Raw genomic sequence first — 12,244 nt, forward strand, 5'->3', positions numbered from 1 at the left:
CCTGCCAGCCGCTCGGGGCCATGTATGCCGCGCTCGGTATCCACGGGTGCCTGCCCCACAGCCACGGCTCGCAGGGCTGCTGTGCGTACCACCGCATGCACCTCACCCGGCATTTCCGGGACCCGGTGCTCGCGTCATCCAGTTCCTTTACCGAAGGCGCCTCGGTCTTTGGCGGTGCGGCCAACTTAAAGACCTCGATAAAAAACGTGTTTGCGATCTACAATCCCGAGATCATGGCGGTCCACACCACCTGCCTCTCCGAGACGATCGGGGACGATCTCCCCAACATCATCAAACAGGCAGAGGTCCCGGAAGGAAAAGTGGTCATCCACGTCAACACCCCGAGCTACCAGGGCTCGCACATCACGGGATTCTCCGGCATGTGCAAGGCCATGGTCTCGTATCTTGCGCAGTCCGATAGTGCCGTAAAAAAATCGCAGATGAACGTCCTGCCCGGCTTTGTCAATCCCGGCGACATGCGGGAGATCCGCCGCATCGTGGACCTGCTGGGTGTAAAAATGATCATGTTCCCGGACACGTCGGGCGTGCTCGACACCCCGCTGACGAGCCGGTACCAGATGTATCCCGATGGCGGCACCACGGTTGCCGAGATCCGCGATTCCGGCAACTCGGAAGTCACCCTTGCGCTCGGTGCGTTCGCATCGCACGATGCTGCGGACGTGCTGCAGGAGAAATGCGGTGTCACCGGTATTCCGCTCAGGCTGCCTATCGGCATCAAGGCCACGGATGATTTCATCATGGCGATCAGGGACTGGTTCGGGGTCGAGATCCCGGCATCGCTCACGCTCGAACGCGGGCAGGTCATCGATACGCTGATCGACACGCACTTCCACTACCAGGGAAAACGCGTTGCGATCTTCGGCGATCCCGACCACGTGATCGCGCTCACTGAATTCCTGCTCGCCATGGGCATGGTCCCGGTGTACGTCCTCACGGGTACGCCCGGCAAGGCATTCGAGACCGGGGTAAAAAAGATGCTCGACGATGCAGGAGTCACCGGCGCCCGGGTGAAAGCGGAAGGCGACCTCTTCGAGCTCCAGCAATGGATCAAAGAGGCCCCGGTCGATCTGTTGATCGGCACCTCGTATGGCAAGTATATTGCCCGGGCCGAGGATGTCCCGTTCGTCCGCTTCGGCTTTCCCATCCTGGACCGGGCCGTCCACCCGCTCATGCCGGTGGTCGGCTACCGGGGATGCCTGCGCCTGATCGAACAGATCTCAAACGCGCTCCTGGATCGCCGGGATCGCGACTGCCTGGATGAGGATTTCGAACTCGTGTTATAGTGGGAATTATCCGGACGTGAGATATCATGGAAACCATCTCTCTCCCACCAGAAGAGGGGGCATGCATCAGCGAACGCCAGAACTCCATCCTGACTGCCGGAACGGGCAGGAAGAGCATCCACTGCGCTGACGACAGCCTGGCCGGCTCCGTCAGCCAACGGGCCTGCGTCTTCTGCGGGGCCCGTGTTGTCTTAAACCCGGTCACGGATGCGGTCCACCTGGTCCACGGCCCGATCGGCTGCGCTGCCTATACCTGGGACATCCGGGGCAGCCTGTCGAGCGGGTCGGAGATGTACCGGAACAGTTTCTCGACCGACATGAAGGAGCGGGACGTGGTCTTTGGCGGCGAGAAGAAACTCGCCGCCTGTATCGATGAGATCGTGGAGAAATACCACCCCCCCGCAATCTTCGTGTACGCAACCTGCGTTACCGGCATGATCGGTGACGACATCGTTGCGGTATGCAAAGAGGCCACGCGCCACCACAACACCGAGGTGATCCCAGTCGAGTCGAGCGGTTTCATCTCCGGCAACAAGGTGGTCGGGTACCGTGCCGCAGCCCTTGCCCTCATGCGGCTCATCACGCCAAAAGAAGGGGAGCAGATCGAGAAGACGCAGAAACTCAACTTCCTCGGCGAGTATAACCTGAGCGGCGAGATGTGGCTGGCCCGGCGCTATCTTGGCGAGATGGGCATTGAGATCAATGTCGCCTTCACCGGAGACTCGACCGTGGCGGCCTTAAAGCAGGCGCCCGGTGCGTGTCTCAACCTTGTACAGTGCACGGGCTCGATGCACTGGGTGGCCCAGCAGCTCGAAAAAGAGTTCGGCACTCCCTTCATGGACGTCAACTTCTTTGGCGCGGAGAACACTTCGGAGAGCCTGCGGAAGATCGCCCGGTTCTACGATGACCCGGTGATTACGGAACGGACCGAGCGGATCATCGAGCGGGAGACTGCCCGCATCCGCCCGGCCATCGAACGCTACCGGCAGAAACTGGCCGGAAAACGGGCCGCGATCTACGTGGGCGGGGCCTACAAGGCCGTTGCCCTGATCCGGCAGCTCCGCGAGCTCGGGATGGTGATCGTCCTGACCGGTACCCAGACCGGCAAAACAGAGGAATACGCCACCATCACCAGTCTTCTTGATGCGGGGGCGATCGTAGTCGACGACACCAACCCGGCCGAGATCGAACGGTTCCTTATCGAGAAAAAAGTCGATGTCATGGCCGGCGGTGTCAAGGAACGCGTACTCGCCTACAAACTGGGTGTCGGCTTCGTGGACCACAACCATGACCGCAAGGAGTGCCTTGCCGGGTTCGACGGCGCCGTGAACTTTGCCCGCGAGGTGTACATCAGCACCTGCTCACCGGTCTGGAAGTACCTCCGGACCCCGACAGGAGGTGCCTGATGGCACCCGCCGGAAATGCCGGTACGGTCCGGCAGGTGAACAAGAACCAGTGCCAGCACTGCATGCCGCTTGGAGCCATCATCGCGTTCCGGGGGATCGCGGGAGCAATGGCGCTCGTCCACGGCTCGCAGGGGTGCAGCACCTACATGCGCCTCACCTGCGTCAACCACTTCAACGAGCCGGTGGATATTGCCTCCTCCTCGCTCAACGAGAAACAGACGATCCACGGTGGGGAAGCGAACCTGAAGAAGGCGCTCGACAACATGCGCCGGGTCTATGCCCCGTCCGTGGTAGGCGTCCTGACCACCTGCCTTGCCGAGACCATGGGTGAGGACCTGGACCGGATCATCCGCGATTACCAGACGGAACAGGCAACGGGCTGCCCCGACATCATCGCGGTGCCTACGCCGAGCTACAGCGGGAGCCACACGGAAGGGTACTGGGCCGCGACAAAAGCGGTCATCGCCCACTATGCCCGGCCCTCGGGACCGCACCGGTGCATCAACGTGATAGTCCCGCATATCAGCCCCGCAGACATCCGGGAGATCCAGAGAATCTTCACCCTCATGGGTCTTGCGATTACTCTCATCCCCGACTACTCCCTGACCCTTGACCGCCCGTTTGCCGGGCGGTACCAGAAGATCCCGGCCGGCGGGACGAGACCCGAGGAGATCGCGGCCATGCCCGGCGCCCCGCTCACGATCCAGTTCGGCGCCACCTGCCCGGACAATCTCTCGCCCGGCCTCTGGCTCGAACAGGAGTACGGCGTTCCGCTCGTCACCCTGCCGCTTCCGGTAGGGATCGAGGCAGCCGACCAGCTCCTTGCCGTTCTCGAAAAGATCAGCGGGCATCCCCGGCCGGAATCCCTTGCAAACGAACGTGGCTGGCTTCTCGATGCCATGGCCGATGCCCACAAGCACAATGCGGAGGGCAGGGCTGTCATCTACGGCGAGCCGGAACTGGTGTATGCCCTCACCCGGGCCTGCACCGAGAATGGCATCGCCCCGGTCGTCATCGCGAGCGGAACCCGTGCAAGCCGGCTGGCCTCATGTCTCGAACCGCTCCTCCCGGGCCTGGATGAACAGCCCGTGGTCCTCGAAGAAACGGATTTTGCCGCAATTGAAGCAGCGGCACTCCGGGCCGGCGCGAATATCGCAATCGGTCATTCCGGCGGGAAGTTCTTCACCGAGCGGCACGGCATCCCGGTTGTCCGGACCGGCTTCCCCGTCCACGACCGGGTCGGCGGCCAGCGTATTCTCTCCGTGGGTTACGCGGGAACGCTTGCGCTCCTCGACCGGATCACGAACACGCTGCTTGAGCAGAAACACGGCTCGTACCGCCGGCTCCGGTACGAAGAGACGAACAGAACAGAAATCATGGAAGGTATCTGAAATGCAAAAACCCACCCATCATATCTTTGTCTGTACCAGCTCCCGTCCCAACGGGCAGCAGAAAGGGTTCTGCCACACCAAGGCGGGCCTTGAGGTGATGGCAAAGTTCCAGGAAGAGATCGAAGAACGCGGCATCGGCGGGGAGGTCTTTCTCTCCAACACCGGTTGCTTTGGTATCTGCGAGCAGGGCCCGGTCGTGGTCGTGTATCCCGACAATATCTGGTACGGTTCGGTTACTGCCGACGACGTACCCGAGATCCTCGACTCGCACATCGAAGGGGGAAATCCCGTGGGGCGTCTCGCCCTGTAACGCAGGAGAAGGGTATGTGTATATCAGAGATTGCGGTCATTACCGGCATTGACGGCCGGACCGTCCCGCTCAGCGAACCGGGCACGGTCATTGTGTATCGCAGGGTGAACGGAACCTGGCTCGCGGAACGCCGGCTCCCGTTCTCGCTCGAATCAGACGGCGGGCTTGCCGGCCTGCGCAGGCGGATGGGGGAACTCATCGCATTCCTCGGGACCTGCCGGACCTTCGTTGCCCGTTCGGCGAGCGGGGCCTCCTTCTTCGAACTGGAGAAGGCGGAATGCCAGGTCTTCGAGATTGCCGGGAGCCCTTCTGAATTCCTCGGTACGGTCTGGCTGGAGGCAAAGGAGGAGCAGGAAGCAAAAATCCCATTGCCAGACGGTGCCGACATCCCGGCCCCGCTTGAGATTTCGCCCGGGAAATATTACATCTCCATCCGCGAGATCCAGGGAAAGCGTCCTGAGATGAGTAGCAAGCAGGTACTCCGGACGTTCGTACAGGCCGGCGCGTTCACCGAGCTGGAGATCACCTGCGATCATGTTCCCCCATGGATTGAGGTTGATGCCGAGCGGCTCGGGTACGATCTCACCCATGAACAGACCGCGCTTCATGATGTGAAAGTGCTGCTCAAAAGGCCGGCAGGGGGCTGTTGCTGAACCACCCGCCCCCCGGTATGGCTGCGGCCGGAGCAGCGGGATATTCCCTTATTGCCAGCGGGAAGGACACTCTCATCTCACCGGGCTTACAACCATTTCCTTCCGCATGCACCTGCCAGCCGGTTGGCCGGGCGATTCATCGTATGAATCCCGGGCTGGCCCTTTTTTCCGACACGCAGGAACACGGGGACGCCATCATGTCCCGGCGGGGATAACCCGGGCGATATGCCCGGGAAATGGATCCCTGCCGGTCCGGGAATATTCATAGACTTATCGATCATACCGTGAGGTCATCAATGATTTCGGTACTCTATGTTGATGATGAATCAATTCTCCTCGAAATCGCGAAGATCTACCTGGAGCGGACAGGACAATTCCAGGTAGATACCCTTGTGTCTGCTCCGGCTGCCCTGGAACGTATGAAGACCCGGAGGTATGATGTGATTATCTCTGACTACCAGATGCCCGAGATGGATGGCATTGAATTCTTAAAAAAGATCCGGGCAACCTGGCCGACACTCCCGGTCATCATTTTCACGGGCCGGGGAAGGGAGGAGGTCGTCATCGAGGCCCTGAACGCAGGGGCGGATCACTACCTCCAGAAAGGCGGGGGGCCGAAATCGCAATTCGCTGAACTTGTCCATATGATCACCCGGTCTGTCGAACGCCGCCAGGCGAGCGAGACGATCCTGCACTTAAACCGGCTCTACGCAGTCGTGTCGCGTATCAACCGGGCAGTCATCCATATCCGCGACCGGCAGGAACTTCTCGTGGAAGCCTGCCGGATCGCGATTGACGAAGGAAAATTCCTCATGGCATGGATCGGCATGATCGATGGGGAAACGCATAATGTCATCCCGGTAGCTGCCTGCGGGTACGAGGAAGGGTATCTGAGTAACATCTCCGTGAGCACGGACAACATCCCTGCGGGGATGGGACTGACCGGGACTGCGATCCGCGAGGGCCGGCCCATGATAAGCAATGATATTGCATCCGATCCCCGTATGGAGAACTACCGGCATGAGGCGGCACGTCGGGGGTACCGCTCATCGGCAGCGCTTCCCCTCATCTGCCGGGGGAAAGCGATCGGGGCAATACGGTTCTATGCTGCCGAAGTGAATTTTTTTAATGACCGGGAGATCCGGCTCCTTGAGGAACTCGTAGAGGATCTCTGCTTTGCCCTGGATCTGATCGATAATAAGGAAAATTCTGCTGGATAGGGGAGACAACGGACCTGCACCGGGCTGGATCTCCCGGCGGACCGTGGCCTGGTCAAGCCGAATCATTTCAAAAAAGATTTGCCGGGATTATCCCGGCGCAGACGTAACCGGACTGATATGTCAGCGATCAGTCGAGCAGCTGCCCCATTGCCTCGTCATACCGTGCGGACATGACGTACTCGATGCCCGAGACCCCGGCCGCTTCCTCGGTCAGTGCCATTAAGTCATCACGGGTAATGGTGGAGAGGTTGAAGTTCCTGCTGCCTGCCATGAGCTGCTGGAGGCCGGTGCGGAATTTCGATGCATGCGTGTAGATACCGACTGCACCCATGGGGATCTCCTTCATCTTGTTGCCGTATTTCTCCTTGAGCTCCTCGTAGCAGACGAAGATCTCCTGGACACTGCTGCCATACTTGGAGACGGACTTCGGCAGTTCGCCGTCCTTGATCCACTTCTCGATGTTTTTGCCAACGAATCCGGGGATCATGAGGGCACGGCCCATGCAGACCGCCTTGAAGTACGGGCTGCCCATCGCGAGTGCCTTGAAGACGCCGGGCTCATCGGAGAATCCGCCGGCCATGGCGAGGTCGGGCACGCGGTAGCCCTTCTTCTCAAGTTTCTGGGCAAACTCGTAGGTGAGTGCCTGCAGGTAGAACGTCGGGATACCCCATTCGTTCATCATCGGCCACGGGCTCATACCAGTTCCGCCGGGTGCACCGTCGATGGTCAAAAGGTCGATCTTGGCTTCCGAACAGTAGCGGAGTGCCATGGCGAGTTCAACCATGGAGTACGCCCCGGTCTTGAGCGTTACCCGCTTGAAACCGATGTCGCGGAGCCGGTCGATCTCTTCGAGGAATCCTTCCTTCGTGACAAAACCGAGGCGTGAGTGGCGCTCGAACTCCTTGATGGCGCCGGCCTTGAATGCTGCCTGGTTCTCCTTGACCGTCGGGTCGGGGAGGACGATGTAGCCGCGCTTCTTGAGTTCGATGGCGCGTTCCAGGCTCTTGACCTTGATCTCGCCGCCGATACACTTGGCGCCCTGTCCCCACTTGAGCTCGATGGTGTCGAGGTTGTGCTTGCTTGCAACGTACTCGGCGACACCGAGGCGGGTGTCTTCGACATTCATCTGGACGAGGATCTCACCGTACTTGCTCTGGAATTTTCTGTACGTGTTGATCCGGCGGTCCATCTCGGGGGATTCCTTGACCTTGTGCTTTGCGTCAAGCTTGAGGCCCGGGTCGATACCGCAGACGTTTTCCCCGCATACGAGGGTGATACCGGAGATCGCGGCACCAACGGCGAAGTGCTCCCAGTTTGCCCGGGCAATCTCGGTCGAGCCGAGCGCACCGGTGAAGATCGGGACTTTCATCTGGACTTTCTTGGACCAGCCGTACTCGGTCTCGGTGTCAACGGAGGAGAAAACCGCTGAGTCCGGGCCGATCTCGGTGCCTTCGGGAAGCCCCTTGGCGCCCTGTGCATATCCCTGGATGTTCAGGTGCGAGTAATCGATCGGGTAGTTCTTGTCGGCACCTGCGGTGATCTCGCCGAACGGGCCGGGGTATAAAACCTCCCGTCCTCTGAAAGAAGAAAGCCAGATCTCACAGCTGCCCTTGCAGCCATCCATGCAGCGGGTACAGATACCGGAGCACGGAGCAACACTCCGCGAGCGGTTTACAGTCCCGGTCGCTTCATTGGCATTGGGTTGTCTAAGATTCATAATGACACTCCATGGAAATTGCAAAATTTCCCTCGATAATGCGAAGGTACCGTCTGAGCGATAATAATTCTCAAACTTAATTTTTATTAAAACTCATTGGGTAATAAGCGCTTGCTTTCCACCCTCTTATAAGATTTTCGATTTTTATCGATGATGGAAGTGCATTTCCACCTACTTTTTCCTTATATTGCAGGGTAAAAGTGCAAAAAATGAGAAATTTTTAAAAACTGGTTTTTCAAAAAAAATCAGATTTTAATGAGATCATACCTGCTGGATCCCATACCGATCTCCCCGGCATAGGTTACCTGCCTGAACCCATCCGTCTGCGCATGCACGCCGGTAAATTTGTCCTCTCCCGTGTGGTGGTGTGCTGTGAGCATCGAATCCATAAATCCCTGCTGCTGGTTGACGAGATCGAAACTTGCCGCATCGATCGCCACCGGGTCGGTTGAAGCAAGGATCCCGATATCCGGCACAATCGGCGCATCGGTGAACGGGAAGCAGTCGCATTCCGGCGTGATCCGTATGAGGAAGTTCATGTACCCGACCTTGTTCTCCTTTCCCTGGACAGCACCGTACGCGTACTCGACCATCCGCTCCATGAACTGCGGGATCTCGGTCTCCCAGTCGATGTCGATCGCATGTTCCGGGCAGGCGTGCATACACTCGAAGCAGCCGATGCAGAGCTCCTGCGTGATGACCGACTTCTTCTTTTTTACGGTAATCGCCTTGTTCGGGCAGACCTTCATGCAGGATGCGCACCCCGTGCATTTCTCCGGTATCGTGAACGGGCGGGCATTGTGCTGGGCCCGCTTCCCCTCCGGGGCAGCGCATCCCATGGCGAGATTTTTGATCGCGCCCCCGAAGCCGGCAACGCAGTGCCCCTTGAAATGGCTCAATACGATCATGCTGTCGGCTGCCGCGATGTCACCGGCAATAGACACTTCATCGAAATGCTTCTTCCCGATGGCGACCTTCCGGATATTTTTCCCGGTGAGTCCGTCAGCAATGATGACCGGCGCCCCGGCCACTGCATAATCGAACCCGTGGTGGATTGCGGTCCCGATATGCTCAACGGCATTCGTGCGGCCGCCAAGGTACAGCGTGTTCGTATCGGTCAGGAACGGCAGACCCCTGCACTCCTGTACCTTCTCCACAACCTGCCGGACATAGACCGGGCTGATGAACCCGTCGCTCCCCGTCTCGCCGAAATGGAGCTTGACGGCAGTCTTGTCCTGCGGCGCAATCAGGTTTTGAAAGCCGGCACGATCGAACAGCCTCCGCACTTTTTCCGTTGTGCTCTCATGATCGGAATGGGCACGGATGCTGGCAAAATAAACTGGGCTCTTCACTGAGATCACTCCCTTAAGGCTATGCTGATTCCCTTAAGATATTTTCTCCCGGTTCGCGATCAGACCATGCCCTCAAGATTCCGTTTTTTATACCGTTCCCAGCCCATCTTGATCAGTTCATTGGAGCGATCGAAATACTGCTGAGCCGTCTCGCTCTGTCCCATCGCTTTCATGCAGATGCCAAGGCTGTTCCATGCACGGGCATGGTGCGGGTTGACCTCGAGGGTGCGGTTCAGGGCCCGGATTGCGGCATTGAAAATTTTTGCCTCTCCCCGCTGCAACGCCATCGTATTCAGGAGATCCGCCCTGCTGAACAACACTTCCTCGTCATCCGGCAGGAGCTTCGCTGCCTGGTTGAAATCCCGCAGGGCCTCCTCATCCCTTCCCAGTTCCCGGAAGCAGACCCCCCGGTCATGCCATGCAAACGCGAATGCCGGGTCAGTTTCAATGGCCCGGGTGAACAGGGGGATTGCTTCATCATATTTTCCTTCCCGGAAGGAGAGGTAAAGCGCATCCCTGTGGATTGATTTGGCTTTCCCGAAGATCCTGCCGAGCATTCCGCCTTGTGCCGGACCGGGGGTATCCGGCAGGCTCCCCAGGTCCGGGACGGAAGTTGCCAGTTCCCGGATCTCCCTGCTCTTTTCCACGGTGATATCCCGGATCATCGTGATCACGGCAATGAATGCCCCTTTGGTATCGTGCAGGTGCTTTGCTTTCATCCAGAATGCTTTTTTGTTCCCGTTGTTTCCACGGGTGAACGTCCACGCCAGCACCGTATCTTTGTCCCGGGTGATGATCGTATACCCGTTTTTTACAATCGTCTCGTCTGGTTCAAAGATCAGGTCGCCCAGCACCGGGCCCTTCTGCCCGAGAATCGGAACCGAATAGCACAGGTTCCCTTTCCCGATCAGATCCCCGGGACCGGTACCGGTAATCTCAGCCATGCCCTCGTTCCATGCAAGTACTTTGCCTTCATGATCGATGGCAAACGCGGCCTCCGGGAAAAAACTGATCGTATCGGCAATGACTTTTTGCGACATGCCCATGGACTTTCCCAGGAATCTCCGGTCCACGGCCCGGTTGATCATATCGACCAGTTCCCGGAGTTCTACGACCGGGCCGTCGCCCTTTTTTAGGAAAAAGTCCGCCCCGTTGTTGAGCGCCTCGATCGCTGCATTCTCCCGGCCAATCCCGGTGAACACGATCACCGGAGTCGTATCCCCCTTTGCACGGAGGATCTTCAGCAATTCGATACCGGTAATCTCCGGCATGTAGTAATCGAGAACCAGTGCGTCAAAAGACTGATCCTCCAGGATATCCAGGGCCTCTTTTGAAGATGCCGCAGTCCGGACGGTCATGCTGCCGGCCCGCTCAAGAAACAATCGCATTACGTCAAGCAGTTCTTCTTCATCATCGACGACAAGAACCGAGTGCATCAAATCATCGAATTATGACCAATGAGGTATAAAAGGAAAAAGATTCCGAAATTATTCCCGCTTCGCGAGATGGTGGTCGAGATAGAAGAGATGGCCGGGTACATCGCCAGTCATCTGGATCTGCGCGAGGATCGCGCTTGCATGCTCCTCTTCCTCCACCTGCTCTTTGACAAACCACTGGAGCATCTCGAACGTGGCATGATCGTTCTCTTTCATGGAGAGATCAACGAGATTGTTGATCATGCCCGTCACTTTCTGCTCATGGGCACAGACCTCCTCAAAGACCTTACCGGCCGAAGTCCATTTCACCTTTGGTGCCTCGATCTCCTCAAGGGAAACCTTTCCCCCGCGGGCAAGCAGGTAGTCGTAGATCTTCATGGCATGGGCCTGCTCCTCCTTTGCCTGGATGCGCATCCATTTCGCGAATCCCTTCAGGTTTGCGCTCTCAAAACAGGCGGACATTGCCAGATACAGGTACGCAGAGTACAGCTCGCGGTTGACCTGGCGGTTCAGTGCAGATTCTACCGTTTTGGAAATCATCCGGACTCCTCCGTTTGAAGTGCCATTGGTTTAGCGTTTCATAATGCTTTCTGTTGCAGCAGATGCCGTACCGTGCGCCTGCCCCAGTCCTTATAAAAAAAGGTGATTAGGTAAAGTCCACCACGAACCCATGGTTAGTATTGAGCCAATTCAGGATTTTTTAGATTTGCGCTCCGGAGAACACAAAAAACAGTCCGCCTCTTGCGCTGGCAGTCCCCGAGGGGGACAGGAAGCATTGCGATGCCTCGGCATTACCTTAATTGGGGGCACACACAGGTACAGGTAATACGGCACTATCGCAACCGGGGGATGCCCGAGCGGCGGGGGCGGAGGCTTGCCGGGGCCCCCAAGAGCGGTAATGAAAATTTTGTTTCAGGTTTATCGCACGTTTGGTGGATGGTACACAATCACCAAAAAAAAATTATCTTTCCCGGACCTTTTTACTCTCTGCCTGGATATCGAGGATGATCTCCAGTTCAAGGGATTTCCCGTACGCTTCCTGGGCCTCATCGCTCCTGCCCATCTCGTCCAGGCAGACCCCTTTGATGTACCATGCCGACACATCGTTGCCGTTCAGCGTGGTTGCCCGGGTACTGGCCTGGATCGCATCCTCAAACCGTTCAAGGTAGAACATGATCAGCGCTTTCTTCGACCAGGCATCGGCATAATTACTGTCCCGTGACAATGCCCTGTCACAGTCTGCAAGCGCTTCGGGGTATTTTCCGGTATCGATATAGACTGATGCCCGGAGAACCAGGCTCTCCGGGTAACCCGGTTCCAGCGCGAGCGCCTTGTTGTAGTAAAAAAGGGCATCCTTGAATTTCGTCCGCGTTGCGTAGGATTTTCCTTTTCTCAACAGTTCCTGTACTTCCTTGCCTGGCATAGTTCACCAGCCTCGCTGTTTTTTGGGAAGAG

General features: G+C 57.9%; 12 protein-coding genes. 7 read left to right on the forward strand and 5 right to left on the reverse strand.

Going from position 1 to position 12,244, the window contains the following annotated elements:
• From LUQ43_RS08920 to LUQ43_RS08950, 7 genes are all read left to right on the forward strand, one after another.
• A partial coding sequence (locus LUQ43_RS08920; protein ID WP_299966477.1) for a nitrogenase component 1 occupies positions 1-1,304 on the forward strand: 1,304 nt, incomplete at its 5' end.
• 26 nt (positions 1,305-1,330) lie between these two features.
• A complete protein-coding gene (gene nifE, locus LUQ43_RS08925) occupies positions 1,331-2,710 on the forward strand; it encodes a nitrogenase iron-molybdenum cofactor biosynthesis protein NifE (protein WP_299966480.1) in 1,380 nt (459 codons plus the stop codon).
• Positions 2,710-4,101 carry a nitrogenase component 1 gene (locus LUQ43_RS08930; protein WP_299966483.1) on the forward strand — a complete coding sequence of 464 codons (1,392 nt, stop codon included), beginning with the start codon at positions 2,710-2,712 and terminating at the stop codon, positions 4,099-4,101. Before nifE ends, LUQ43_RS08930 begins: the two co-directional genes overlap by 1 nt.
• Position 4,102: 1 nt before the next feature.
• Complete coding sequence (locus LUQ43_RS08935) at positions 4,103-4,411, forward strand: 2Fe-2S ferredoxin (protein WP_299966485.1); 309 nt, start codon at positions 4,103-4,105, stop codon at positions 4,409-4,411.
• Positions 4,412-4,425: 14 nt separating this feature from the next.
• Entirely contained in the window at positions 4,426-5,064 is a 639-nt protein-coding gene (locus LUQ43_RS08940) for a Fe-only nitrogenase accessory AnfO family protein (protein ID WP_299966488.1), read from the forward strand.
• Entirely contained in the window at positions 5,058-5,279 is a 222-nt protein-coding gene (locus tag LUQ43_RS08945; protein ID WP_299966491.1) for a hypothetical protein, read from the forward strand. The genes LUQ43_RS08940 and LUQ43_RS08945 overlap by 7 nt, the downstream gene beginning before the upstream one ends.
• A gap of 81 nt (positions 5,280-5,360) precedes the next feature.
• Complete coding sequence (locus tag LUQ43_RS08950; RefSeq protein ID WP_299966494.1) at positions 5,361-6,284, forward strand: response regulator; 924 nt, start codon at positions 5,361-5,363, stop codon at positions 6,282-6,284.
• A 127-nt stretch (positions 6,285-6,411) separates the two neighbouring features.
• On the opposite strand, the gene LUQ43_RS08955 is transcribed toward LUQ43_RS08950, so the two are convergent.
• The 5 genes from LUQ43_RS08955 to LUQ43_RS08975 form a co-directional block, all read right to left on the reverse strand.
• Positions 6,412-8,001, reverse strand: coding sequence for a glutamate synthase-related protein (locus LUQ43_RS08955; protein ID WP_299966496.1), 1,590 nt, complete (start codon positions 7,999-8,001; stop codon positions 6,412-6,414).
• 245 nt (positions 8,002-8,246) lie between these two features.
• Positions 8,247-9,353 (reverse strand): DUF362 domain-containing protein, encoded by a 1,107-nt coding sequence (locus LUQ43_RS08960; RefSeq protein ID WP_299966498.1) that lies wholly within the window; start codon positions 9,351-9,353, stop codon positions 8,247-8,249.
• Positions 9,354-9,412: 59 nt separating this feature from the next.
• Positions 9,413-10,789: a response regulator gene (locus tag LUQ43_RS08965; RefSeq protein ID WP_299966500.1), complete on the reverse strand. Its 1,377-nt coding sequence runs from the start codon at positions 10,787-10,789 to the stop codon at positions 9,413-9,415.
• Positions 10,790-10,840: 51 nt separating this feature from the next.
• Positions 10,841-11,329 carry a ferritin gene (locus tag LUQ43_RS08970; protein ID WP_299966502.1) on the reverse strand — a complete coding sequence of 163 codons (489 nt, stop codon included), beginning with the start codon at positions 11,327-11,329 and terminating at the stop codon, positions 10,841-10,843.
• Between the two features lie 421 nt (positions 11,330-11,750).
• Entirely contained in the window at positions 11,751-12,212 is a 462-nt protein-coding gene (locus LUQ43_RS08975; RefSeq protein WP_299966506.1) for a tetratricopeptide repeat protein, read from the reverse strand.
• Positions 12,213-12,244: the final 32 nt, after the last annotated feature.

The sequence above is a fragment of the Methanoregula sp. genome (genome assembly GCF_028679125.1).
Lineage (GTDB): Archaea > Halobacteriota > Methanomicrobia > Methanomicrobiales > Methanospirillaceae > Methanoregula.